This is a genomic window from Nioella sediminis, assembly GCF_001879695.1.
Lineage (GTDB): Bacteria > Pseudomonadota > Alphaproteobacteria > Rhodobacterales > Rhodobacteraceae > Nioella > Nioella sediminis.
Window position 1 is genome coordinate 15092 of record NZ_MNBL01000069.1, and the last position, 22872, is coordinate 37963.

A 22872-nucleotide genomic window follows, 5' to 3' on the forward strand; every position below is an offset into this window, starting at 1 on the left:
ATCGTTTCGGATATAGGCTAGCGATGACAATGTCCCTTGTGACGCTTGAAAAGGGTGATGTTTTGGATAATCTGAAATTATGCGAAGCCTTTGGGAAAAACTCTGCTCCCCCCGCCATCTCATGGTGTTCGAAGCCGCCGCCCGCAGCGGGTCATTCACCCGTGCGGCTGAGGAGTTGAACGTTCAGCAACCTGCCGTCAGCGCCACGATCCGGGCGTTGGAGGATCGGCTTGGCGTCGCCTTGTTTCTGCGCGGGCATCGCAGGGTCACCTTGACGGCGGCAGGGGAGCGGCTGTTCTCGGATGTTTCGCGCGCGTTCGAACAGCTTGCGCATTCGGCAACGGCGATCCAACATTTATCACGCCGGGATTACGTGACCCTTAACGCCTCGACCGCCTTCAACAATCACTGGACAATGCCCCGCCTCGCGGCCCTGAAATCGGCCCATCCACAGATCGACCTGCGTCTTCAGACCAGCGACCGCGAACCAGATCTTTATGCCGAAAATATCAGCCTCGCCGTGCGTCGCGGGGATGGCAACTGGCCCGATTGTGAAAGCGTGCTGATCGCCAGGGAAAGGATCTACCCCGTTGCCGCGCCCCGCGTGATGGCGGCGGCGGTCAACCTGAAAGGCATTCCGGGCCTGCTGCATCAGCGCCTGATTCACCTGGAAGAGCCGATCCGCGAACGCCCGGTCTGGAGCGACTGGTTCGCCCATTTCGGCATCCGTGCGGAGGTGCCGTCCAGCGGGTTGCGCCTGAACGACTACGCCCTTGTCCTTCAGGCGGCGATGGCGGGCGAGGGTTTTGCCTTCGGATGGCATCATGTGGTCAAAGGGCTCGTCGATCAGGGCCTTCTGGCCGCCCGCCCGGACTGGAGCTGGCGTTCGGGCGCCGGGTTCTATCTGGTGTGGTCCAGGCTGCGCCCCCTGTCGGACGACGCAAAGCTGGTCCGCGACTGGATATTGGCGCAGACAAAGGACGCCGCTTAGCGCCCCAGCTCCCGCATGCCGCGGTCGATGCCTTCCAGCGTCATCGGCACCATGCGGCCCTCGAAGATGTCGTGGATCATCTTGATGGATTGGGTGTAACGCCAATGGGGTTCCGGCGTGGGGTTGATCCACATGTGGTTGGGCCATTGGGCGCGGGCGCGGTCCAGCCAGACCTGTCCGGCTTCCTTGTTCCAATGCTCATTCGCGCCGCCGGGCATGGCGATTTCATAGGGGGACATGGCGGCGTCACCCACGAAAATACATTTGTAATCAGACCCGTAGGTGTTCAAAATCTCCTGCGTCGGGATCTGCTCGGTCCATCGGCGGGCGTTGTCCTTCCACACGCCTTCATAGAGGCAGTTGTGGAAATAGTAGTGTTCCAGATGCTTGAATTCGGACCGGGCGGCGCTGAACAGCTCCTCCACCACGCGGATATGGGGGTCCATGCTGCCGCCCACGTCGAGGAAGAGGATAACCTTGACGGCATTATGCCGTTCGGGGCGCGTCTTCACGTCGAGATAGCCATGTTCCGCCGTGGCGCGGATGGTGCCGTCGAGGTCCAGCTCTTCCTCGGCCCCGGTGCGCGCCCACTGGCGCAGGCGTTTCAGGGCCACCTTGATGTTGCGGGTGCCCAGTTCAATGCTGTCATCGAGGTTCTTGAATTCGCGCTTGTCCCAGACCTTGACCGCGCGGCGGTGGCGGCTTTCCTTCTGGCCGATGCGCACGCCCTCGGGGTTGTAGCCATAGGCCCCGAAGGGCGAGGTTCCGGCGGTGCCGATCCACTTGTTGCCACCCTGGTGGCGGCCTTCCTGTTCCTTGAGCCGCTCGCGCAGCGTGTCCATCAGCTTTTCGAACCCGCCAAGGGCCTCGATCTCGGCCATTTCCTCGGCGCTCAGGTGCTTTTCAGCGAGCTTCTGTAGCCATTCGGCGGGGATCTCGGCCGCTTCCATCACCTGTTCCGGGGTGATCTGTTCCAGCCCGCCAAAGGCATGGGCGAAGGCCCGGTCGAACCGGTCCAGATGGCGTTCATCCTTCACCATCGCGGCGCGGGCGAGGTAGTAGAACCCGTCAAGGTCATAGGTCACCATGCCGGTGCCCACGGCCTCCAGGAAGGTCAGGTATTCGCGGACGGAAACCGGGATGCGGGCCGCGCGAAGCGTGTCGAAGAAGGGCAGGAACATGCGCCGCCCCCGTCAGCTTCCGCCGCGCAGCAGGAAGACACCCACGAAGGTGCCGACGATCAGTCCGATCAGGCCAAGCACGCCCGCGTAATGCAGGATGTCCATGCGGTCGCCCTTGCGCCGCCAGGCCAGGAATGCGCCAAGCGCGGCCCCGATGACGAGCCCCAGAAGATTTACCAAGTCGCTCTCCTCAGATTCGGTTCTGCGGGGACAGGGCGGCGACCTCGGTCAGCCGGGCGCGCACATCCTGATCCCGCCCGAAGCCATAGCGCGCCCATCCAAGCGAGTCGAGGCGCACCGATGCCGCTTCCGACATGCGGCCCTCGATCTCCAGCGCTTCGGCCTTGATCATCAAAAGGGTGGCCAGAAGCGAGGCATTCTCGGCCCGCGTGGCGGCGGGCAGGGCCTCGTTGACCAGCGTCAGCGCCCGCGCCCCGTCGCCCGCCGACAGGGCAAAGGCGGCAAGCTGCATGTTCACATGCGCGGTCTGGATGCTGTCGGGGTCGATGCTGCGGAAATTGTTTCCCGCAGCGATGAAGGCCGTGACAGACGTGTTGGCATCGCGTGACAGGGCCAGCCGCCCTAGCGCGAAATAGGAAAAGCCAAGCCGCGTGTCGGTCCAGCCGTGGTTGGTGGCGATGGCCACGGCGCGTTGCGCGGCGGCGATGCGGGTGGGGACCGGCTGCCGTCCGCCAAGTGCCTCTTCGATGGCCAGGATCCAGTCCCGATCGATGGGGCGGGGGGCGATTGCCGTGGCACTGTTGCCTGCGGGATTGAGCCGCGACAGGATCGCGGGCAGGCGTGCTGCGACCTCTTCCCGCGTCATGCCGGACCGCAGCGACCCGTCGTAATAGGCCCGCAGGATCAGCATGTCGAAGCCGGTCAGGACCGCGTTGAAATTGTCGTCGTTGAAGATCGAGTCCGGCAGCCGGTAGAGATCGTTCAAGGGACCAAGCGCCTGACCGATTTCCTCGTGCAGGCAATCGCGCACCTCTTGCGGGCTGACATCGTTGGGGATGAAGACCGTGGCATGTTCGCGGGTGGTCAGCGTCGTCCAGTCCAGCGTGCGGGAATTGCCTCGCGCAGCGCGGAATTCATCCCATGACGACACGCGCGGCACCACGAAACAGGCAGCCTGCGGCACGGCGCGCTGCATCCGGGCGCGCGGCAGGGTCTCGATGGTGATCGAGGCGGCGGTGTTGCCATGAGGCACGCGGGAAATGTCGATCCGCGCTTCGCTGCGCAGTCTTTGAATCAGCCGGTCCAGATCGCGCGACAGGGTGGGCGGGGCGCCAGGGGCGACGGCCACGGTTACCGGGCCTTCAAAGCGGGACAGGACCGGGATCAGCCGCCCGCTTTCCATCTGGAAACTCAGATCGAGGAAATCGCGCGCAATCGCGGCGTTCGATCGCGTCGGCGGTGTGGGGTTGGGCGTGCCGAACATCGACATGGGCGGCAGGGCATTGGGGATCGTGGTTTCCAGCCGACCCGGCACATCCGACAGGCCACCCGGTTCACAGGCGGCGAGGACGATGGCGGCGGACAGGAGGAGAGCGCTTTTCTTGAACATCATCTCACCCCGTCGCGCGCCGATAGACCATGAAATCGGTCGCCGTTGCGATCTTGTCATAAAGCGCGCGGGCCGTGCTATTGCCGCTTTGCGTCAGCCAGTAGACAGCGGGGCGTCCTTCGGCATCCGCATCCGCATAGACCGTCTCGATCAGCGCCCGCGCCACGCCCTGTCCGCGTGCAGTAGGGGTGGTGAACAGGTCCTGCAGATAGGTCACCGGTTCAGGCCGCCAGCCATGGGCATGGGCGATGGCATGGACGACGCCCACAGGTGTCTCACCCAACCAAGCGATCCAGCCACGCATATCGGTTACAGCGGGGTCCGAATAGCGCGCAAAGGTCGCGTCGTAGGTGCTGTCGGGAAGCTCGGTCTTGTAGAAGGCCAGGTAGTCCCGCCATAGCGGGGCCCAGTGGGCACGATCCTCTTTCTGGATCATGCGGATCTTCAGGTTTGTGCTCACCCTCGACGCCTCTTTTTCGGTCTCTTTGTTTTTACCAGAGCTAGGGGTCGATTGTGGCACAAATCGGGAGCGGTGCAAGCGAAGTCGGGGAAAGCTGCGGGCAATCCCCGGACGCGGGATCAGCGCCGCTGCTGCCTTGCCATGAAGGCCAGCCGTTCAAACAGCGCCACATCCTGTTCATTCTTCAATAGCGCGCCGTGCAGTTTCGGCAGCGCACTGGCCCCGTCACGCTTCAGATCCTCCGGGTCCAGATCCTCGGCCAGCAGCAGCTTGAGCCAGTCCAGAACTTCAGAGGTCGAGGGCTTTTTCTTCAACCCCTGCTGCTCGCGAATTTCATAGAACTGGGTCAGCGCCTCGGTCAGCAGGCGCGGCTTGATGCCGGGGTGGTGGACCTCGACGATCTGTTTCAGCGTGTCCAGATCTGGGAAGCGGATATAGTGGAAGAAACAGCGCCGCAGAAACGCGTCGGGCAGTTCCTTTTCGTTGTTCGAGGTGATGATGACGATGGGGCGGGTCTTCGCGCGGATCGTTTCGCCGGTTTCGTAGACGAAGAATTCCATCCGGTCGAGTTCCTGCAAAAGGTCGTTCGGGAACTCGATATCGGCCTTGTCGATCTCGTCGATCAGCAGAACGCATTTGCCTTCCGTTTCAAAGGCCTGCCACAGCTTGCCCTTGCGGATATAGTTCGCAACATCGTGAACACGCTCATCCCCCAGTTGAGAATCGCGCAAGCGGCTGACGGCGTCATATTCGTACAGGCCCTGCTGCGCGCGGGTCGTGGATTTCACGTGCCATTCGATGATCGGCAGGCCAAGCGCACCCGCAACCTGCCGTGCCAATTCGGTTTTTCCCGTTCCGGGCTCGCCCTTTACCAGCAAAGGACGCTCCAGCGTCACCGCCGCGTTCACGGCTACGGTCAGGTCTTCGGTTGCCACATAGGTGGCCGTTCCGTCGAATTTCATTGAAACGCCTCAATAGCTTGCCCGGATGCGGGCGCGACCATAACACGCCCTTCCGGGGCGGCAAGCGGGCATTACATGGGGTGACAAGGGGGGCGCGTTCTAGTAATCGGGCGGCAATGCGACCGGGGGGTTTGCCCCATGTGAGTCGGACACGCCCGCCCCGGTCCCTTTTAGGGGAGCACAATGAAAGCCGAAGTCTTTCTGCCTGAAGATTATCGTCCCGCCGAGGGCGAGCCCTTCATGAATGAGCGACAGCTCGAATATTTCCGCCGCAAATTGCTGACCTGGAAAAACGAGCTGCTGGACGAAAGCCGTGGCACCGTTGCCGTGTTGCAGGACGATACCCGCAACATTCCCGACGTGGCCGACCGCGCATCCGAGGAGACCGACCGCGCGCTGGAACTGCGCACGCGCGATCGTCAGCGCAAGCTGATTGCCAAGATCGACTCGGCCCTGCGCCGGATCGACGAGGGTGAATACGGCTATTGCGAAGAGACCGGGGAACCGATCTCGCTCAAGCGTCTGGATGCCCGCCCGATTGCGACCCTGAGCCTTGAGGCCCAGGAACGCCACGAGCGGCGCGAAAAGGTCCATCGCGACGACTGAAACCTGCCGCGCCCATTCGGGCGCGACGGTCATGGATCGGCCCTTTGGGGCCGCCAGCACCGGGGCCGCATCGCCCCGGTGTTTTTCTTGGAAAGGGCAGTTCATGCTGATCGGGCAGGAGATCACGGTTCTGGGGGCAGGCATCGGCGGGCTTGCCGTGGCGACGGCTCTGGCGCAGCGCGGCGCGCAGGTGCGGGTGCTGGAACAGGCCGATGCGATCCGCGAAGTTGGTGCCGGACTGCAAGTCAGCCCCAATGGCGCCGTGGTGATGAAGGCGCTTGGGCTGGGAGATGCGCTTGCCGCCGCCGCCCCGCGCGCCCGCGCCGTCCTCCTGCGTGATTTCCGCCGGGGCGACCCCGTCTTCCGCATGGAGCTCGACCGCGACGACCAGCCCTATCACCTGACCCATCGGGCTGACCTGATCGAGATCCTGCGTCACGCTGCAACCGAGGCCGGCGTGGCGGTGGAGCTTGGCCGCAAGGTCGAAGCCGTCACCACGGATGACAGCGCCACCACCCTGCGTTTCGCGGGCGGGGCAGAGGAGAGCCTGCCACTGGTCATCGGCGCCGACGGGCTGCAGTCGCAGGCCCGTGCCGCGCTCAACCCCGCGACGCGGCCTTTCTTCACCGGCCAGGTCGCCTGGCGTTGCACGATCCCGCTCGACGCGGCCGATACGCCGCCAGAGGCCACCGTTCATATGGGGCCGGGCCGCCATATCGTGACCTACCCTCTGCGCGGGGGCGAGCTGATGAACGTTGTCGCGGTCGAGGAACGCGATGGATGGGCCGCCGAGGGCTGGAACCACAAGGACCGCCCCGAGATCCTGCGCGCCGCCTTCGCCGATTTCGCGCCCGAGATCCGCGATCTGCTGTTCCGCGCCGATCAGGTCTATCTTTGGGGACTCTTTCGCCACCCGGTGGCCAAGACCTGGGGGCAGGGGCGTCTGGCGCTGCTTGGCGATGCTGCCCACCCGACGCTGCCCTTCCTTGCGCAGGGGGCCAACATGGCGCTGGAAGATGCCTGGGTGCTGGCCGATGCGCTGGATCAGGAAGACGGTATCGCCACCGCCTTCACCCGCTACCAGGCGCTGCGCAAGGCCCGCTGTGCGCGGATCGTCGATGCCGCATCGCGCAATGCCGAGAACTACCATCTGCGCCCGGGCCCCTATCGGGCCGCTGCCCATCTGGCGCTCAGACTGGGCGCGCGGCTGGCCCCGAAACTGGCGGCGAACCGCTTCGACTGGCTCTACGGCCACGACGTCACCGCCCGGCGCTGACGCCACCCCCCCCCGGCCTTCATCTTGGCACTTGTGCCTATTCCGACGCTGCGACTCGGCGGTTTCGGTCTGCGCAGTTCGTGCAGGGCCTGTCAGCCGCGGCCGCATCCGCCCAAAGACCACAATAGGGGGGGAAGAGGTAAATCACTGACTTCGGCGCGAAATCTGTTCCCATTTGCGCGAGTTCACGCCCATGTGACCGGAAATACAGAGGCATTGGTTGATTGACTCCGGCTTCGGGCAAATATCTTCTGTCATCAGAGGGCAGGGACAGCCTAAACTGGTTTGACCGGAGGAAATCGAGAGTGACCATGCAAACCACACATCGCCAGGCCGTCGCGCGGGCCCTACCGCAAAGCCGTTCCGCGGCACTTCCCATGACGACCCTTCTACTGATCATTGCCATGGCGCTGGCCGCCATTGCCTCGTCCACGCTGCCGGGCCGCGCCCAGGTGGCGGGTCCGTCCAGCTTTGCCGATCTGGTCGACGAAGTGGGCGACGCGGTGGTCAACATCACCACCACCAGCCTTGTCGCGTCCGGCACCGGTCCGGGGCCGCAGGTGCCCCCCGGGTCGCCGCTGGAGGATTTCTTCAATGACTTCCTCGATCGCCAGATGCCCGGCATGCCCAATGGCCCTGCGCCGCGTCGCCCCAATGCGCTTGGCTCGGGCTTCGTGATCTCCGAGGATGGCTTCATCGTAACCAACAACCACGTGATCGAAGGCGCGGACGAGATCATGGTGGAATTCCGCGATGGCAGCGAACTGCCCGCCACCGTCATTGGCACCGACCCCAACACCGATATCGCGGTGCTGAAGGTCGAACCCGAAACCCCGCTGACCTTCGTGCCCTTCGGCGACAGCGACGTGATGCGCGTGGGCGATTGGGTGATGGCCGTGGGCAACCCGCTTGGCCAGGGCTTCTCTGTCTCCGTCGGCATCGTGTCGGCGCGGGAACGGGCGCTGTCCGGCACCTATGACGACTTCATCCAGACCGATGCGGCGATCAACCGGGGGAACTCGGGCGGGCCGCTCTTTAACATGGCCGGTGAGGTCGTGGGCGTTAACACCGCGATCCTCAGCCCCAATGGCGGCTCGATCGGGATCGGCTTCTCGATGGCGTCGAATGTCGTGGCCGGAGTCGTGAACCAGTTGCAGGAATTCGGGGAAACCCGCCGGGGCTGGCTTGGCGTCCGCATTCAGGACGTCACGGCAGAAATCGCAGAAGGCCTGGGGCTGGACGTTGTGACCGGTGCGCTGGTCACGGATGTGCCCGAAGGCCCCGCGCGCGCAGCCGGGATGGAAGTGGGTGACGTCATCACCACCTTCGACGGCGTCGAAGTGGATGACACCCGCGAGTTGGTGCGTGTGGTCGGTGCCTCTGGCGTCGGTGAAACCGTGCGCGTCGTGGTCTATCGCGATGGCGCGACGCAGACGCTGCTGGTGACGCTTGGCCGCCGGGAAACCGCCGAATCCGAGGCTTTCCCGGATGCGCCCGGTGCCGAAGTGATGCCATCGTCCGAGATCCTCGGCCTGACGCTGGCCCCCCTGACCGACGAGGCCCGCGAGGCAAATGGCGTTCAGGATGGCCTGCTGGTCGAAGCGGTGGACCCGGAGTCCGAGGCCGCGGAGCGTGGGCTGGAACCCGGTGACGTGATCACCGAGGTGGGCCAGCAACCGGTCAGCGACGTGGCTGGTTTCCAGGCCCGCGTGGATGAGGCCGACGAAGCAGGGCAGAACTCGATCCTGCTGCTCATCCGCCGCGACGGCACCCCGCGTTTCGTGGCGCTGCCGATCGACAAGTAAGCGAAAGACCCTGTGTCATGCCAGGGCAGGCCCCGTCGGAATGCATCCGGCGGGGCTTTTCTTGTGGATGGCTTTGCAGTTGGACAGATGGCATCGCGCATGCCACCATAGGTTGATAGTCTACCAGTGGGGAGTGAGACGATGATTGATCCAAAGGCTGTGGCCGAGATGGCTGCGCAATACACGGCGGCCTGGAATTCCAAATCGGCAGAGGCGGTGGCGTCATTCTACGCGGAAGATGGGGAGATCATCATCAATCGCGGCGATCCCTGGACCGGGCGGTCGCGGGTGCAGGATATGGCGGCTGGCTTTTACGCGGATGTGCCGGACCTGACCCTGACCTGTGATGATCTGCGCGTGTCTGGAAACCACGCGATTTTTGTCTGGAGCTTTACCGGCCATGATGCAGGGACGGGAAATGCTCTGCACGTGAGAGGCTGGGAAGAGTGGGAGCTGACCGACGATCTGAAAGTCGCGGCGTCGCGGGGTTGGTTCGATGCGGATGACTATGCCCGGCAAGCAGCGGGATAGGGCGCGCTTCCGAAATGCATTCTAGGGGGTCAGTCGGGCGACCAACGAGTCAACAAGCACGTTTTGCCGGTGTTTGAGCGGGTCATCCAGCCCCTCGGCCAGCCCTGATATCAGGGCCAGCCCAAGCACCGCCGAATGCACGGCGAAAGCCTGTTGGCGGGCGGTTGTGGCATCGGGGCCAAGATGGGCGGCCAGCGCGGTATAAAGCCGGTCCGTGATCGCGTGGACCTTGTCCAGAACCGCCCGGTCGCGCGTCTCCTCTGTGCCGCGCGTCAGGGTCTGGGGCAGCAGGTACATCGCGCGGAACCGGGTCAGGTCGGACAGGTGAAACCCCGCAACGGCCCGCACGAACCGGGCAATCGCGTCGGTCGCGTCCGTCGCATCCCGCAGCGCGCTCTCGGCCAGCGCGGCTTCCTCCTCCAGCCATGGCAGAAACAGGGCCGCCAGCAGATCCGGCTTGGTCGGATACCAGTAGAGCACCGCCTGTTTTGATCGCCCGAGCCGCGCCGCAATCGAGTCGAACGAGACCGCCCCAAGCCCGCCCTCGGCCAGCAGGTCGCGGGCAATCTCCAGGATCTGGTCGCCGGTTCGGGAACGGGTCATTGGCGCCTTGCTTGCAAACTTACCATTGGTAGGTAAACTGAGGGACGCCACGCGGCACGTCAAGCCAGGACAGGGAGATTACCGAAGATGACCAGCATTCAGCAGCTTCTGACCTGGGATAACCCGGTCTTCACCGCCTATGTGATTGCCGCTGCCGTGACGGTGCTGAAGGTGATGGGGCAGGGCTGGATGACGGTTTGGCGGTTTCAGACCACCGGCCGGGGCCTTGCCAGCCCCGAGGATGCGGCGAAGGGCCTGCTGAACCCTGCGCCGGACCCGGGCCAGCTGGATCTTGACGACTATGTCGACCGCTCGCGCCGGATGCACAGGAACGACCTCGAAAACATCCCCGCCTTCTGGGTGGCGGGGTTTCTGTTCGTCCTGATCGACCCCGCTTTGGCATTGGCGCAGGTGCTTTTCTATGGCTTCCTCGCCGCCCGAGCGGGGCATTTCTGGGCCTATGCCACCGCGCAATCCCATGAAATCCGGGCCACCTTCTACACCATCGGATCGCTCATCGTGATCTGGATGGGTGTTCAGGTGCTGTGGGTGGCGCTGACTTAGAAATCCTTAAGCAGTCGCGTGGTTTCGGGGTCGAGGAACCCCGCCACCGTCGCCTCGGTTTCCAGCGCCAGCGCCCGGTGCAAGTCGGGCACGGCGGCGGCGTAGAGCACGCGTTTCATGGCCCGCGTGGACAGGACGGGCAGCGCGGCAAGCTTGCGCGCGACGCTCAACGCCTCACCCGCAAGCGCCGCATCGGCCACCACGCGCCAGGCGACGCCCAAATCGCGCAACTCCGCCGCGCCGTACCGCTCGCCGAAGAACAGCATCTCGCGCGCCTTGTTCAGTCCCACCAGATTAGGCAGCAGCGTCGTGACCGCCCCGGTGACGAAGAGGTTGAGCGAGACCTCGGGGAAGAACCCCTTCGCGCTTTCCCCCCAGATCGGGAAATCGCAGTTGATCGCCCACTCAAACCCGCCGCCCACGGCCCATCCGTTGATCGCGCCCACCACGGGTTTTGGCCCAAGGCAAATCGCCCGTGTTGCAGCCTGGATCAGTTCGACAAGCGCCCGTGCCTCGGCCTCGCTTTCGGGGTGGCTGTGGTCCTGCCTGTCATCGCCCGCGCAGAAGGCGCGGCCCTCTCCGGTGAAGATGATGGCCCGCGTCAAAGGGCAGGCATTGGCATCGTCGAAGGCGCGGGCCACGTCACGGATCAGCGCGGGGTTCATGGCGTTCAGCCGCTCGGGACGATTGAGGGCAATCCGCCGGACGCCATCTTCTACAAGATCACTCCGCACCGTGTCATAGGTGAAACCCATCATCTCAATACTCCCTCAGCACGCGTTTGGTCTTGCCCTCGGTCACCGGGAAGGTGCCATGGGGCACCAGCGTGACCCGCGCCGTGGCCCCGAGGTTGCGCTTCATGGCAGCCTCGACCTCGGCCCGCAGCGCGTCGCTCGCTTCCCGCCCCTTCGCCAGTTCCACCGTGATCGGCAGGGCGTCATAGGGCGGCGGGGCGTCCAGCACGATGCGGTAGTCGCCGGACAGCTCGCCGATCCCGCTCAGCACCGCCGCGACCATGGTGGGGAAAAGGTTCAGCCCCCGCACCACCACCATGTCATCGCTGCGTCCCACCACGCGGAAGCGGAAGCCGCAGCGGCCGCAGGTGCAAGGGTCAGTCGCGTCGATGGCGATGATGTCGCCGGTGCGGAAGCGCACCAGCGGCTGGCAGTCGCGGGCCAGATGGGTCAGCACCAACTCGCCCTCGACGCCCGCCGCGATGGCCAGCGGTTCCTCGGTCTCGGGGTCGATGAGTTCGGGCCACAGCACATCGGCCGCCATGTAGTGCAGCCGCGTGTCATGTTCGCATTGCGCGGCAAAATTGGAAAACACGTCTGACACGCCATAATTGGCGTTGCGCGGCTCCATCCCCCATGTCTCGCGGATGCGGTCGCGCAACGCCGGATCATCCAGCCCCGGTTCGCCACCGAAAAGCCCCAGCTTCAGCCGAAGGTCGCGCGGACGCATTCCCATCCCCTCCAGCACCCGTTCCAGAACGGCGGGGTAGGAGGGCGTGCAGGAAATCGCGTTGATGCCGACCTCCTGGATGGTGCGGATCAGCAGGTCGGTTGATCCCACGCCGAAGGGCACGACCAAAGCGCCCGTCGCCTCCAGCGTCATGTGATCGGTCACGCCGCCCATCCACATCTGGTAGTTCAGGCAATGCACAACGGTGTGATCGGGCGTCAGCCCGGCAGAGGACTGGCAGCGCCCGCCCACGGTGCCAGTGATGGAAGAATCGCGCGCCGACATGGCAAGGTTCATTGCCTGCCCAGTGGTGCCCGATGTCCGGTGCAGCCGATTGGCGGCGCTGCGCGGCGCGGCGAGGTAGTCGCCGAAGGGCGGGTGCGCGGCCTGTGACAAGCGCAGCCCGGCCTTGTCTGACAGGGGCAGGGCGGACAGGTCGCGCAGGTCGGCGGGCGGCGCGGCCCCCTGCCATAGCGCTCTGTAGAAGGCGGAATTCTCCGCCACATGGGCGCGCTGCGCGGCCCACGCCTCCTGCTGTGCAGGCAGCAATGCCTCTGCCGGTTGGAATTCGGCCCCGTCGATCAGGCTCATCCGCTCATTCCTTGTTGCCAGATATGGGAAAGGGTCTCAATCACAGCTGCCCGGTCCCGGCTGATGCGGGCCAGATCGGGGTCCGATCCGAAATGCAGCATGATCAGGTATTGATCGACCATCCCGCCAAGCGCATGGGCGCGGCGCAGCAGCTCATCTCGTGGGGTGTCGCTGCGGCGGACCCATGCGGCGACCACGGTCTCGGTCCATTCGCGGTTCAACCGCTCGAAGGCCACGCTGGCCTCGGGGAAGGGCTCCATCCGCGTCACAAGGCAACGCATGAGGCCCCGGTTGTCCTCGAACAGCTGGACATAGGCCGCTGTCGCCTGCCGCGCCCGGTCCTGCGGGGTTGCACCATCGCGCGCCGCATCGCGCATCCGGGCCTGAAGGAAGCCCACGAAGCCGATCAGCGTCTCGGCCAGGGCGGCCCGGATATCGGGGAAATAGGTGTAGAACGTGCCATGGGCGCTGCCCGCCGCGCGGGCGATGTCGGCCACTTTCAGATCGGCGGGCGCGGTGTCGTCCAGAAGCACGCAAATCGCGGATTGCAGCCTAGCGCGGGTGCGGTCCGCCTTTGGGGCGGACCGGGTGTCACGGATCAGGGCATCACCGAAGTTGGTGCTGCCGGACGGCTTGTCGAGGGTGGGGGCTGTCTGGTTCATTTCTGAAATTGATGTCATAATCAAAAATGAGTCAAGCGATTTCACCTATCTTGGGTGGCCTAGATTTCAGGCCGTTCCGCCGCCACCGGATCCCAGACCGCCAGCCCCAACAGCCGCGCGCCTGCAAGCGACAGAACCCCCGAATTCAGCCCCTGCGGTTCCTGGAATTCCCGGATCGCCCGTTCGGTGCGCCGGTCCATCACGCCTGTCACCGGCCCGCTGTAATGCCCCCGTGCAGCCAGCGCCCGTTGCAGCGTGGCGATGAAGTCGGGGTTGGTTTGCGCCTCACACGGGGTTTCGAACCAGATCTCCTGCCGTTCCTGCACGATGCGCTGGCGGGTATCCGTGCGGAAGATGGCGGGCGCCCGCACGGTGCCGTCGGTCGCAATCTCCGGCGGCTGGACGATCACCTGTTCGGTCACCGTCTCGATCACGGCGGGCGTTACATCCTGCGCGTAACAGGCATCCGGGCGGGCATCCTCCGGCCCTTCGCCCCGCGTCACGATGGTGCCGTCGCGTTCCAGCAGGCGGGCCACTTCGGCCCCCGGCATCGGTCCGCAGGCGGCAAGGCTCAGGACGCCCGCGATCAAGGGAAAGGTCGGTTTCATCGAATTGCCTGTTCTGCTGGCCCCGTTTCGGGCCTTGTTCGCGTCAGGATACAGGGTTTTGGCGCGCAGGCAAAGCGCTCAGGCGTCGCGCATCTCGGGCCGCTCCAACAGCGCATCCAGCATGGGCGATATATCCTCCACCTCCTCGGCGATCACATTGACCACCCCATGCCCGTGCTGCACCCGTCCGGTGACCCGCAACAGCCGGCCCGAGATCACCGCGCGGCGGAACCGCTCATAGATCTTGCGCCAGACCACGACGTTGCAGGTGCCGGTCTCATCCTCCAGCGTCAGGAAGATCACCCCGTTCGCGGTGCCGGGCCGCTGGCGGATCAAGACCAGCCCCGCCACCGTCACGCGGGCATCGGACGGCGGCCGGGTCAGCCAGGCATGCGGCAGGGCCACGGGCGGGCGTGGCCAGTCAGGGGGGCGGATATTGGGCTCCATAGGAACAAACATAGAACATTTGCGCGTCGGGGCAAGCTGACGGATTCCCCTCGTAAAAGTGACGCATTCAGACTGGCAAAGCCGGGATGGGATCGCTACGTAATGGCCCGACAAGTGAATGAGGACAGGCTGACCATGGCTAAGATCACCTATATCGAGTTCGGCGGCACCGAGCATGTCGTCGATGTTCCCAACGGGCTGACCGTGATGGAAGGCGCGCGCGACAACAATATCCCCGGCATCGAGGCCGATTGCGGTGGCGCCTGCGCCTGCTCCACCTGCCACGTGCATGTGGATGCCAGTTGGAAAGACCGGCTGCCCGCCATGGATGCGATGGAGGAGGACATGCTGGAGTTTGCCTATGAACCCGATGAGAATTCGCGCCTGACCTGCCAGCTGAAGGTGACGGATGATCTCGACGGGCTGATCGTGCGGATGCCCGAAAAGCAGATCTGATGATCCGGGGGCTGGCATATGGGCTGGCCCTTCTGCTTTGGGCTGGCGGGGCAGGGGCCTGCACGGTCGATCCCGCCAGCACCATGGCCTATCCCGGCAGCGTGACCGTTGACGGCACGACGCAAGGCGCCATCGCGCGCGCCTGGTTCGATGACCCGGTCACGCGCTATCGCCATTTCGTGCTGGGGCGACGTCATGAGCCTGAAACGCTGTGGGTGGATGCCATCGGCAACCAGGGGCTCTGCGGCCATGCACTGACGCTCGATGCCAATCATGTCTTCGAGGATGTGGCCCCGCATCTTGCCGATCTCGACGGTGACGGCACCAATGAGGTCATCGTCGCCCGTAGCCATCTGCGCCAGGGCGCGCAGCTTGCCGTCTACCGCTGGACCGGCACGGACCTGACCCTCGCGGCCACCAGCCCCTATATCGGCCGCAGCAATCGCTGGCTGGCCATCGTCGGCGCCGCCGATCTCGATGGCGACGGTGCGATGGAGATCGCCTATATCGACCGCCCGCATCTGGCCCGCACCCTGCGCGTCTGGCGCTACGCGGATGGAACCCTCACCGAAGTGGCGGCGGCAACCGGTCTCACCAATCACCGCATCGGCGAGGGCCACATATCCTCCGGCATCCGCGCGTGCGATGGCGGCCCGGAAATCCTGACCGCAGACACCAACTGGACCCGCCTCATCGCCACCCGCTTCAACGGCCAGGGCCTCACCGCCCGCGATCTCGGCCCCTGGTCACCACAGGCGCTCGACGCGGCGCTGACCTGCTCCTGACCCTTTCATCTTGGCAACAAATACCTCCGCCGGAGGCATCCTGCCCGTGCCACGTCACCTTACGCCGGGGATGGTCTCCTGCGCTCGCCACAATTCCGTGGCAACGCGGCATGTCGAAGCTCCCCGCGTCAGCGGGGGGGTGAGACGGGGCGCTTCCGGGTCGACGCCGGCAGGCGGCGAAACCGCGCTTTCGTCCGTACAGGGGGTGTATGGGGGGTGTACGGGGGGTGTACACATGGCGACAGGCTCAAAACGCGACAACGGCCCGCTTGCGGGCGCGCGGGTCGGCGTGGCGAAGCCATGGAGACATCCCTTAGTCTGAAAGCGCCCGCCATCCGATATCGGCGCGGTTGAACCCTTCGGGCCAGTCGACGCGCTCGACCAGCGCATAGGCCCTGTCGCGCGCCTCTTGCAGGCTCTCGCCGCGTGCCGTCAGTGCCAGAACCCGGCCGCCAACAGCGGTCACGACCCCGGCTTCCCGCCTGGTTCCGGCATGGAAACACATCTCGAAACTGGTTTCGGGAAGCGCCTCCAGCCCTCGGATCACACTGCCTTTCTCATAGCTTCCGGGATAGCCTTCTGCGGCCATCACCACGGTCATCGCATGGTCGTCGGCCCAGTTGACGGCCATCTCGTCCAGCCGCCCCTCGGAGGCCGCCAGCATCAGGTCCAGCGCCTGCGCGCCAAGGCGCAGCATCAGGCACTGACATTCGGGATCGCCAAAGCGCACGTTGTATTCGATAAGCTTCGGCTGCCCGTCCTTGATCATCAACCCTGCGAACAGCACGCCCTGGAACGGCATCCCCCGCCGCTCCATTTCCGCCATTGACGGCTTGATGATGTCTTCCATCGTTTTCAGTACGATGGAAGCCGACATGACCGGTGCCGGACTATAGGCACCCATGCCGCCGGTATTGGGTCCGGTATCGCCATCGCCCACCCGCTTGTGATCCTGCGCAGTGCCCACGGGCAGCACCGTCTTGCCATCCGAGAGCACGAAGAACGAGGCTTCCTCGCCCTCAAGGAACTCCTCGATCACAACCTCCGCGCCTGCCGCGCCGAAGCTGCCGCTGAACATGTCATCGATGGCGGCCAGCGCCTCGTCCTCGGTCATCGCCACGATCACGCCTTTGCCCGCGGCCAGCCCGTCGGCCTTGACCACGATAGGCGCGCCCTGCGCGCGGATATAGTCCTTTGCCGGTCCGGCCTCGGTGAACCGTGCATAGGCTGCCGTCGGCGCGCCGGAGGCGTCGCAGATTTCCTTGGTAAACGCCTTGGAGGCCTCCAGCGCCGCCGCCGCCTTGGATGGTCCGAAGGTCAGGATCCCCGCCTCGCGCAGCGCGTCTGCCACGCCTGCCGCGAGCGGCGCTTCCGGGCCGATGATGACGAAATCCACCGCTTCCTCGGCGCACAGGTCCAGAACCGCGCTTGCATCCTCGGGGTCAATGGCGGCGCAATCTGCGATCTGGCTGATGCCGCCATTTCCGGGGGCCACGATCAGCTTGTCGCATTTGGGGTTCTGCAGAACCGCCCAGGCCAGCGCATGTTCCCGCCCGCCGCTGCCAAGGATCAGAATATTCACGTGGCACCCCCTGCCTGATAGGTTTGGGCGGGGAATACCCAAGCCCGGCCATGGGCACAAGCAGAGGGGATGCCGCAGCATGAAGGATCAGGCGCTTTGGGAACGGATCGAGGCCCATCCAATGCCGGAGGGCTTCGTCGAACTGCTTGTGGCACGCACCGGATGGCCCCGCGACCGGGCCGAGGCGGCGGTTGCCGAATACCGGCGCTTGGCCTACCTGGTCGCGCGTGTCAAAACCGCGCGCCGGGTGCCGTCGAAACCGGTGGAACAGGTCTGGCGGTTGCATGGGGAAGACCGCGCCGCCTATGCCCGGTTCTGTGGCGAGGCGCTCGGGCGGGACTGGCATTTGCCCGATGGTCCCTTTCCCCGACGCAGCGGCCGGGACATGGAGCTGACGTTGAAGGCCTATGCGCGGGAGTTTGGCGAGACCGCTCCGGCGCGGATCTGGCCCGACCCGAACCGAAGGCTGCGGTTTGGCATCGCGGGCGGTGCCGTGGTGGCGGGCGCGGCGGGGTCTCTGGCCGCGGTGTCCGTCCTGCCGATGGTCGCCGGGGCTGCGCTGGCCGTTCTGATCCTCTGGCTCGGCAATCGCGGCAGCGTGGAGGCGGGCGATCACTGGTGGTATCTTCCCCCCAACGACATCGGCTTCGATGGCGGGGGCGGTGATGGGGGAGATGGCGGTGGAGGCGGGGATTGATCTGGTGTGCCCGCGCCGGGGCCGCTAGTGTCGCGCCATGACTGATTTGCTGGAAGATGACACCCCGGGCAATGCGCCGGAATTCACGGTTTCCGAGATCTCGGGGGCGGTCAAACGCACCATCGAGGGCAGTTTCGCCCATGTGCGGGTGCGCGGCGAGGTCGGGCGGCTGTCGCGGCCCCGGTCGGGGCATATCTATCTGGATCTCAAGGATGACCGCAGCGTTCTGGCCAGCGTCATCTGGAAGGGCGTCTCGGCGCGGCTGGCCACGCAGCCCGAGGAGGGGATGGAGGTCATCGCCACCGGACGGCTCACCACGTTTCCGGGGCAATCCAAATACCAGCTGGTGATCGAGGATATCCGGCCGGCCGGCATGGGCGCGCTGATGGCGATGCTGGAAAAGCGTAAGGCGGCGCTGGCGGCGGAGGGTCTCTTTGCCGAGGAGCGCAAGCAGAAGCTGCCCTTCCTGCCAGAGGTGATCGGGGTCGTGACGTCACCTTCCGGCGCGGTGATCCGCGATATCCTGCACCGTTTGCGCGACCGGTTTCCGCGCAAGGTGCTGATCTGGCCCGTGGCCGTGCAGGGCGCGAAATGCGCGCCGGAAGTGGCGGCCGCGATCCGGGGGTTCAACGCCTTTCCGGTGGGGCGTCTGCCACGGCCCGATCTGTTGATCGTGGCGCGCGGTGGTGGCTCGCTGGAGGATCTGTGGGGCTTCAACGAGGAAGCGGTGGTGCGGGCGGCAGCGGAGAGCGCGATCCCGCTGATTTCTGCCGTCGGTCACGAAACCGACACGACGCTGATCGACTACGCCTCCGACCGACGCGCGCCGACGCCGACGGCGGCGGCGGAAATAGCGGTGCCTGTGCGGCTCGACCTGCTGAACTGGGTCGGCGATCAGGGGGCACGGCTGACGAGAGGCGCTGCGCAGGCCGTGGCGCTTAGGCGGCAGCGGCTTGGCGATCTGGCGCGCGGATTGCCACGACCCGAGACGCTGCTCGACGCGGCACGGCAGCGGCTCGATTATCTGGGCGCAGGGCTCGATCCGGCGCTGAGGGCGCTGACCCGTGAAAAGCGGATGCGGTTCGAGGCACAGTCCGCACGGCTGACCCCGGCGCTGGAGCGTGGGGTGGCGGCGCGGCGGGTGGTGCTGGGACGGGCGGAGGCGGGGCTGTCGCCCGCGCGGCTCGGGGCAGGGGTGCGGCAGCGGCGCGAGGCCCTGGACCGGCTGGCGGCGCGGATGTCGCCGGAGCGGTTGGCGGACCGCACGGCCCGCGACCGGCAAAGGTTCGACGAGCTTTCCGCCCGGTTTGCCCGCGTGGCAGCGCAGGGTGTGGCGCAGCGGCAGGAGCGTCTGGCGGCGCTGGAACGGCTGCGCCAGACGCTAGGCTATACCGAGACGCTGAAACGCGGCTATGCGGTGCTGCGGGCCGGGGCCGGGGTGGTCACGACGCGCGAGGCCGCGAAGGGCCATGCGCGGCTGGAGGTGGAATTCTCTGATGGCAGGCTCGGCGTGATGACCGAAAGCGGGCCCGCGCGTGGCAAGCGCGGCGGCGGCAAGGATGAGCCGGAGCAGGGGAGCCTGTTCTGACCGGGATTGCGCTGCCTTCGGCATCGCCCGGGGAACGCCCCTCCTCAGGCCCCTCTGGGGCCTTCGTCAGGCCGTGTTGCCACGGACAGGTTGCCAGGTCAGGTCTGTGGGTCGTTCGCCGGGCGCGGGTTGAGAGGGGCGGCGTGCTCCATCGCTCGGGCGGCGCGCTTGTCCATGATCCGGCGCCAGTGTCGGGGCGTGGTTGCCAGCATCGCCATGATCGGCATCGACCAGGGCAGGACCGGCGCGCCACCGGGCACGGTCAGCGCATCATAGGGCGTGTCGGGATGCATGTGATGGTCGGAATGGGCCGGGGCATTGACCATCAGATAGGAGGTAAAGCCCTGCGGCGCGTTCCAGCTGTGATGGGGCGCGACCGGTTCCCATCTGCCATCGGGCAGCCGGCGGCGGGACAGGCCGTAGTGCTGGATATAGTCCGACAGCAGGCTTTGCAGATGGGCGAGGGCTGCGAGGGCAAGGAAGTCCGCCAGCCCGGCCAGACCACCGATCCATAGGGCAAGCGCCGTGGTGAACACCGATCCCGAGACGTACCAGACATACGGGTTCACCCCGCGCCTGCGTGCATCCCGACGGCGTTCGGCGGCAAGACCCGCGCGGAACGATCCAATCCAGGCGCGCGGCAGGAAGGCCCAGAAGCTTTCGCCGGGGCGCGGGGTATTGGGATCCTCGGGCGTGCCCACATGGGCGTGATGCACCAGCCGGTGCGCCGAGACATGGTGGCCGAACAGCATCGACACATAGACCGTGGCCCCGAGCCGCCGCAGGGCGCGGGGGGCGCGGTGAATGAGCTCATGGGCGTTTGGGTGGCTGATCTGGCCCAGGAATGAACCACTGGCCAGCAGTAGCGTGATGGTCTCGCCCGTGCTGCGCGTGGGGTCGCCGAAGGCGCGGGTGGCAAGCACCAGCAGGGACAGGTGTCCGACGGCAAGAACCACGGAAAGGGGATCGGCAGCGTCCGAATGCCGAGTTGTCTGTCGTGGCGGGGTCAGAAGCTGGTCCAGCCCCGCCGCAATCAGCGTCAACCACAAAAGCGCCAGCGCCGCCCACCATCCGCCCCAAAGCGCGCCCGCCAGCAACAGCGCAAGCGGGGGAAGCGTGGCCATGGCGTAGCGCCAGATCGGCATTCGGGGTCCTCGTGACTGGTTTACCAAGATTACCAATGGTCAAGCGGGCGTCGGAAGGCAATGCGCCTCTTGCCGCGCCCAGTGTGCCGCGTGCAGGTTGAGATCAGGTTGACGGAGGAACGATGATGACAGCGGCGATGCTTGTGGCCGGGGCCGGGGCGGTTATCGCCCTGATCTATCAGGCCCGCGTGAACGACGATGTAAGCACCCTGCGCTCGGTGATGAAAACCGCCCCCGTGGCGCTGTTTTCGCTGGCGGCGCTTCTGTCGGGCGCACCCTGGCTGCTGGCGCTCGGGCTGGCTTTGGGCGCAGTCGGGGATTTCGCGCTGTCGCGCAAGGGGGAGGCCGCCTTCATGGTTGGGCTTGGCAGCTTTGCTTTAGCGCATCTGGCCTATGCGGTGGTCTTCGTGACCGTCGAGGGGCGGCTTGCCCCCCTGGACCTGACGGCCCTGCGGTGGATCGGCTTCGCGGCTCTGGTCATCATGGCGCAATCGACGGTGTTCTGGCTGCTGCCCCATACCGGCGGGCTGCGGCGTCCAGTGGCGGCCTATGTGGCGATCATCACGGCCATGGGGTTGGCGGCGCTGCACTTGCCCGCCGCGCAGGGGGTGGCGATGCTTGGGGCGGGGCTGTTCGTGGCCTCTGACCTTGTGTTGTCGGTGGAGCTCTTTCGAATGGAAGAGGACAGCCCCGCCACGCGGGTCGCCTCTCACCTTGTCTGGCCGCTCTATTGGGTCGGGCAGGGGTTGATCCTTGTAGGGATTGCCTGGACCTAACGACCGCCGCGCCAGGCCATCTTCATATAGACATCGCCCGCGCGCAGTTCATCCAGCATCTGGGCAAGGCGCTTTTCCCGCGTTTCCGGTCGCTTGGCCCGCGCGATCCAACCCAGATAGTCGTTCCGCTGATAGGGCGGGCGCGCATCATAGGCGGCGCGAAGGCCGGCTGCGTCCAGTCGGGACGCGATGTCGCCGGGCATGGGATGGATCGGGCGGGTGAGGGACATGAAACCAATGATACGCTCAATCGCCCCCCGCGTCGACATGCGGCGCTTCCATCCGGCGCGCGCCCGTATTAGGTGACTGTTAAGCGCTATTCCCCGGGAGGCCTCATGTCGTTCTTCAAGAAACTCAAGGACCGGATGTTCAAATCCTCGTCGAAGCTCGATGAGGGGCTTGATGCGATCATCGAGGAAGGTGCGGTCGAGGAAGAGGACCAAGTCGAGGAGCCAACCCCGGAGCCGGTCGCAGAACCAGAGCCTTCGCCTGCGCCAATCGCGGAAGACCCTGCGCCGAGGCAGGCGGACGTCATGCCGATGCCCGAACCGGAACCGGTTGTGAAAACGCCGACGCCCGCACCGGCCCCGCAGCCTCAGCCAGCCGCCGCGAAGCCCGGTCTTCTGGGCCGCATCATGGGCCGCAGCAGCGCCCCGCGCCGGGCGCTTGACGACGACATGCTGGAGGAGCTGGAGGAGCTTCTGATCACCGCCGATATGGGCGTGGAAACCGCGATGCGCGTCACCGCCAACATGGCCGAGGGGCGGTTTGGCAAGCTGATGACGGCCGCCGATATCAAGGCGCTTCTGGCGCAGGAAATCGGGCGGATCATGGAACCGGTCGCCAAGCCGATGCCGATCTATCCGAAAAAACCGCAGGTGGTGCTGGTGGTAGGCGTCAATGGCTCGGGCAAGACCACGACCATCGGCAAGCTCGCTAGCCAGTTCAAGGCGGCGGGCAAATCGGTGGTCATCGCGGCGGGCGATACGTTCCGCGCGGCGGCGGTGGAACAGTTGCAGGTCTGGGGTGACCGGGCTGGCGTGCCGGTGCTGACGGCGCCGGAAGGGTCAGACCCTGCCGCGCTGGCCTTTGACGCGATGACCAAAGCCGAGGCCGAGGGCGCGGACCTTCTGATGATCGACACCGCAGGCCGCTTGCAGAACCGGGCCGACCTGATGGAGGAACTGGCCAAGATCGTCCGCGTGATCCGCAAGAAAGACCCGGATGCGCCGCATAACACGCTGCTGGTGCTCGATGCCACGACGGGCCAGAACGCGCTAAGCCAGGTGGAAACCTTCCAGAAAATGGCCGATGTCTCGGGCCTGGTGATGACCAAGCTCGACGGCACCGCCAAGGGCGGTGTTCTGGTGGCGCTGGCCGACAAGTTCGGGCTGCCGATCCATGCCATCGGCGTGGGCGAGCAGATCGACGATCTGGCTCCCTTCGATCCGGAGGAGTTCGCCAAGGCCCTGACGGGGGCGGAGTGAACCGGGACGTGCCCCGAGGCGACCCACAAGGGTTG

General features: G+C 65.6%; 26 protein-coding genes. 12 read left to right on the plus strand and 14 right to left on the minus strand.

The features are described from left to right. The first annotated feature begins 121 nt into the window (after nt 1-121). Nucleotides 122-991, plus strand: coding sequence for a LysR substrate-binding domain-containing protein (locus BKY26_RS09435; RefSeq protein ID WP_321184866.1), 870 nt, complete (start codon nt 122-124; stop codon nt 989-991). Here BKY26_RS09435 and BKY26_RS09440 read toward each other — a convergent pair. The 5 genes from BKY26_RS09440 to BKY26_RS09455 form a co-directional block, all read right to left on the minus strand. Next, nucleotides 988-2172: a vWA domain-containing protein gene (locus BKY26_RS09440; RefSeq protein ID WP_071690147.1), complete on the minus strand. Its 1185-nt coding sequence runs from the start codon at nt 2170-2172 to the stop codon at nt 988-990. The genes BKY26_RS09435 and BKY26_RS09440 overlap by 4 nt on opposite strands. A gap of 12 nt (nt 2173-2184) precedes the next feature. After that, a complete protein-coding gene (locus BKY26_RS20230; protein ID WP_158514321.1) occupies nt 2185-2352 on the minus strand; it encodes a hypothetical protein in 168 nt (55 codons plus the stop codon). A 10-nt stretch (nt 2353-2362) separates the two neighbouring features. After that, nucleotides 2363-3742: a DUF2927 domain-containing protein gene (locus BKY26_RS09445; RefSeq protein ID WP_071690176.1), complete on the minus strand. Its 1380-nt coding sequence runs from the start codon at nt 3740-3742 to the stop codon at nt 2363-2365. Between the two features lie 4 nt (nt 3743-3746). Continuing rightward, nucleotides 3747-4202 (minus strand): GNAT family N-acetyltransferase, encoded by a 456-nt coding sequence (locus BKY26_RS09450; protein ID WP_071690148.1) that lies wholly within the window; start codon nt 4200-4202, stop codon nt 3747-3749. 119 nt (nt 4203-4321) lie between these two features. Continuing rightward, complete coding sequence (locus BKY26_RS09455; RefSeq protein ID WP_071690149.1) at nt 4322-5164, minus strand: AAA family ATPase; 843 nt, start codon at nt 5162-5164, stop codon at nt 4322-4324. Between the two features lie 183 nt (nt 5165-5347). Here BKY26_RS09455 and dksA point away from each other — a divergent pair, with 183 nt between their 5' ends. From dksA to BKY26_RS09475, 4 genes are all read left to right on the plus strand, one after another. Then, nucleotides 5348-5770 (plus strand): RNA polymerase-binding protein DksA, encoded by a 423-nt coding sequence (gene dksA / locus BKY26_RS09460; RefSeq protein ID WP_071690150.1) that lies wholly within the window; start codon nt 5348-5350, stop codon nt 5768-5770. 103 nt (nt 5771-5873) lie between these two features. Continuing rightward, nucleotides 5874-7046: an FAD-dependent monooxygenase gene (locus BKY26_RS09465; RefSeq protein WP_071690151.1), complete on the plus strand. Its 1173-nt coding sequence runs from the start codon at nt 5874-5876 to the stop codon at nt 7044-7046. Between the two features lie 377 nt (nt 7047-7423). Next, on the plus strand, nt 7424-8851 hold the full coding sequence (locus BKY26_RS09470) for a Do family serine endopeptidase (RefSeq protein WP_227434975.1): 1428 nt from the start codon (nt 7424-7426) through the stop codon (nt 8849-8851). Between the two features lie 141 nt (nt 8852-8992). Then, entirely contained in the window at nt 8993-9382 is a 390-nt protein-coding gene (locus BKY26_RS09475; protein ID WP_071690153.1) for a nuclear transport factor 2 family protein, read from the plus strand. Nucleotides 9383-9403: 21 nt separating this feature from the next. Here the strand turns inward: BKY26_RS09475 and BKY26_RS09480 are convergent, their stop codons facing one another. Beyond that, entirely contained in the window at nt 9404-9985 is a 582-nt protein-coding gene (locus tag BKY26_RS09480; RefSeq protein WP_071690154.1) for a TetR/AcrR family transcriptional regulator, read from the minus strand. Between the two features lie 87 nt (nt 9986-10072). On the opposite strand from BKY26_RS09480, the gene BKY26_RS09485 reads away from it, so the two are divergent. Beyond that, nucleotides 10073-10549: an MAPEG family protein gene (locus BKY26_RS09485; RefSeq protein ID WP_071690155.1), complete on the plus strand. Its 477-nt coding sequence runs from the start codon at nt 10073-10075 to the stop codon at nt 10547-10549. Here the strand turns inward: BKY26_RS09485 and BKY26_RS09490 are convergent. From BKY26_RS09490 to BKY26_RS09510, 5 genes are all read right to left on the minus strand, one after another. Continuing rightward, nucleotides 10546-11307, minus strand: coding sequence for an enoyl-CoA hydratase/isomerase family protein (locus tag BKY26_RS09490; RefSeq protein WP_071690156.1), 762 nt, complete (start codon nt 11305-11307; stop codon nt 10546-10548). The genes BKY26_RS09485 and BKY26_RS09490 overlap by 4 nt on opposite strands. 1 nt (nt 11308) lies before the next feature. Further along, the gene (locus tag BKY26_RS09495) at nt 11309-12604 is read right to left on the minus strand and encodes a phenylacetate--CoA ligase family protein (RefSeq protein WP_071690157.1); all 1296 of its coding nucleotides are present in this window, start codon (nt 12602-12604) and stop codon (nt 11309-11311) included. Continuing rightward, complete coding sequence (locus tag BKY26_RS09500; RefSeq protein ID WP_158514322.1) at nt 12601-13266, minus strand: TetR/AcrR family transcriptional regulator; 666 nt, start codon at nt 13264-13266, stop codon at nt 12601-12603. Before BKY26_RS09500 ends, BKY26_RS09495 begins: the two co-directional genes overlap by 4 nt. A 59-nt stretch (nt 13267-13325) precedes the next feature. Next, nucleotides 13326-13874, minus strand: coding sequence for a peptidoglycan-binding domain-containing protein (locus tag BKY26_RS09505; RefSeq protein WP_071690159.1), 549 nt, complete (start codon nt 13872-13874; stop codon nt 13326-13328). Nucleotides 13875-13952: 78 nt separating this feature from the next. After that, complete coding sequence (locus tag BKY26_RS09510) at nt 13953-14321, minus strand: OB-fold nucleic acid binding domain-containing protein (protein WP_245764441.1); 369 nt, start codon at nt 14319-14321, stop codon at nt 13953-13955. A 135-nt stretch (nt 14322-14456) separates the two neighbouring features. Here BKY26_RS09510 and BKY26_RS09515 point away from each other — a divergent pair, with 135 nt between their 5' ends. Next, nucleotides 14457-14777 (plus strand): 2Fe-2S iron-sulfur cluster-binding protein, encoded by a 321-nt coding sequence (locus tag BKY26_RS09515; RefSeq protein ID WP_071690161.1) that lies wholly within the window; start codon nt 14457-14459, stop codon nt 14775-14777. Further along, nucleotides 14777-15562 (plus strand): FG-GAP repeat domain-containing protein, encoded by a 786-nt coding sequence (locus BKY26_RS09520; RefSeq protein ID WP_083431390.1) that lies wholly within the window; start codon nt 14777-14779, stop codon nt 15560-15562. The genes BKY26_RS09515 and BKY26_RS09520 overlap by 1 nt, the downstream gene beginning before the upstream one ends. A gap of 313 nt (nt 15563-15875) precedes the next feature. On the opposite strand, the gene purD is transcribed toward BKY26_RS09520, so the two are convergent. Continuing rightward, on the minus strand, nt 15876-17144 hold the full coding sequence (gene purD / locus BKY26_RS09525; protein ID WP_071690162.1) for a phosphoribosylamine--glycine ligase: 1269 nt from the start codon (nt 17142-17144) through the stop codon (nt 15876-15878). A 79-nt stretch (nt 17145-17223) separates the two neighbouring features. Between purD and BKY26_RS09530 the strand changes: the two genes are divergently transcribed. Both BKY26_RS09530 and xseA read left to right on the plus strand, forming a co-directional pair. Next, nucleotides 17224-17841 carry a glycine-rich domain-containing protein gene (locus BKY26_RS09530; protein ID WP_071690163.1) on the plus strand — a complete coding sequence of 206 codons (618 nt, stop codon included), beginning with the start codon at nt 17224-17226 and terminating at the stop codon, nt 17839-17841. Between the two features lie 37 nt (nt 17842-17878). Continuing rightward, nucleotides 17879-19429, plus strand: coding sequence for an exodeoxyribonuclease VII large subunit (gene xseA, locus BKY26_RS09535; protein WP_071690164.1), 1551 nt, complete (start codon nt 17879-17881; stop codon nt 19427-19429). Between the two features lie 98 nt (nt 19430-19527). Here the strand turns inward: xseA and BKY26_RS09540 are convergent, their stop codons facing one another. Beyond that, on the minus strand, nt 19528-20574 hold the full coding sequence (locus BKY26_RS09540; RefSeq protein ID WP_071690165.1) for an alkane 1-monooxygenase: 1047 nt from the start codon (nt 20572-20574) through the stop codon (nt 19528-19530). A gap of 125 nt (nt 20575-20699) precedes the next feature. On the opposite strand from BKY26_RS09540, the gene BKY26_RS09545 reads away from it, so the two are divergent. Beyond that, nucleotides 20700-21350, plus strand: coding sequence for a lysoplasmalogenase family protein (locus BKY26_RS09545; RefSeq protein WP_071690178.1), 651 nt, complete (start codon nt 20700-20702; stop codon nt 21348-21350). Here the strand turns inward: BKY26_RS09545 and BKY26_RS09550 are convergent. After that, nucleotides 21347-21580, minus strand: coding sequence for a YdeI/OmpD-associated family protein (locus BKY26_RS09550; RefSeq protein ID WP_071690179.1), 234 nt, complete (start codon nt 21578-21580; stop codon nt 21347-21349). The two genes, BKY26_RS09545 and BKY26_RS09550, sit on opposite strands and share 4 nt — an antisense overlap. Nucleotides 21581-21685: 105 nt before the next feature. On the opposite strand from BKY26_RS09550, the gene ftsY reads away from it, so the two are divergent. Further along, on the plus strand, nt 21686-22837 hold the full coding sequence (ftsY, locus tag BKY26_RS09555; RefSeq protein WP_071690166.1) for a signal recognition particle-docking protein FtsY: 1152 nt from the start codon (nt 21686-21688) through the stop codon (nt 22835-22837). Nucleotides 22838-22872: the final 35 nt, after the last annotated feature.

Coding starts and splice junctions, on each gene's coding strand:
- BKY26_RS09550 (WP_071690179.1), bottom strand. CDS start 21,580: ATGTCCCTCACCCGCCCGATCCATCCCATGCCCGGCGACATCGCGTCC.
- dksA (WP_071690150.1), top strand. CDS start 5,348: ATGAAAGCCGAAGTCTTTCTGCCTGAAGATTATCGTCCCGCCGAGGGC.
- BKY26_RS09515 (WP_071690161.1), top strand. CDS start 14,457: ATGGCTAAGATCACCTATATCGAGTTCGGCGGCACCGAGCATGTCGTC.
- xseA (WP_071690164.1), top strand. CDS start 17,879: ATGACTGATTTGCTGGAAGATGACACCCCGGGCAATGCGCCGGAATTC.
- BKY26_RS09435 (WP_321184866.1), top strand. CDS start 122: ATGGTGTTCGAAGCCGCCGCCCGCAGCGGGTCATTCACCCGTGCGGCT.
- BKY26_RS09530 (WP_071690163.1), top strand. CDS start 17,224: ATGAAGGATCAGGCGCTTTGGGAACGGATCGAGGCCCATCCAATGCCG.
- BKY26_RS09505 (WP_071690159.1), bottom strand. CDS start 13,874: ATGAAACCGACCTTTCCCTTGATCGCGGGCGTCCTGAGCCTTGCCGCC.
- BKY26_RS09495 (WP_071690157.1), bottom strand. CDS start 12,604: ATGAGCCTGATCGACGGGGCCGAATTCCAACCGGCAGAGGCATTGCTG.
- BKY26_RS09490 (WP_071690156.1), bottom strand. CDS start 11,307: ATGATGGGTTTCACCTATGACACGGTGCGGAGTGATCTTGTAGAAGAT.
- BKY26_RS09440 (WP_071690147.1), bottom strand. CDS start 2,172: ATGTTCCTGCCCTTCTTCGACACGCTTCGCGCGGCCCGCATCCCGGTT.
- BKY26_RS09475 (WP_071690153.1), top strand. CDS start 8,993: ATGATTGATCCAAAGGCTGTGGCCGAGATGGCTGCGCAATACACGGCG.
- BKY26_RS09485 (WP_071690155.1), top strand. CDS start 10,073: ATGACCAGCATTCAGCAGCTTCTGACCTGGGATAACCCGGTCTTCACC.
- BKY26_RS09445 (WP_071690176.1), bottom strand. CDS start 3,742: ATGTTCAAGAAAAGCGCTCTCCTCCTGTCCGCCGCCATCGTCCTCGCC.
- BKY26_RS09500 (WP_158514322.1), bottom strand. CDS start 13,266: ATGAACCAGACAGCCCCCACCCTCGACAAGCCGTCCGGCAGCACCAAC.
- ftsY (WP_071690166.1), top strand. CDS start 21,686: ATGTCGTTCTTCAAGAAACTCAAGGACCGGATGTTCAAATCCTCGTCG.
- BKY26_RS09540 (WP_071690165.1), bottom strand. CDS start 20,574: ATGCCGATCTGGCGCTACGCCATGGCCACGCTTCCCCCGCTTGCGCTG.
- BKY26_RS09545 (WP_071690178.1), top strand. CDS start 20,700: ATGACAGCGGCGATGCTTGTGGCCGGGGCCGGGGCGGTTATCGCCCTG.
- BKY26_RS09520 (WP_083431390.1), top strand. CDS start 14,777: ATGATCCGGGGGCTGGCATATGGGCTGGCCCTTCTGCTTTGGGCTGGC.
- BKY26_RS09455 (WP_071690149.1), bottom strand. CDS start 5,164: ATGAAATTCGACGGAACGGCCACCTATGTGGCAACCGAAGACCTGACC.
- BKY26_RS09510 (WP_245764441.1), bottom strand. CDS start 14,321: ATGGAGCCCAATATCCGCCCCCCTGACTGGCCACGCCCGCCCGTGGCC.
- BKY26_RS09470 (WP_227434975.1), top strand. CDS start 7,424: ATGACGACCCTTCTACTGATCATTGCCATGGCGCTGGCCGCCATTGCC.
- BKY26_RS09465 (WP_071690151.1), top strand. CDS start 5,874: ATGCTGATCGGGCAGGAGATCACGGTTCTGGGGGCAGGCATCGGCGGG.
- BKY26_RS09480 (WP_071690154.1), bottom strand. CDS start 9,985: ATGACCCGTTCCCGAACCGGCGACCAGATCCTGGAGATTGCCCGCGAC.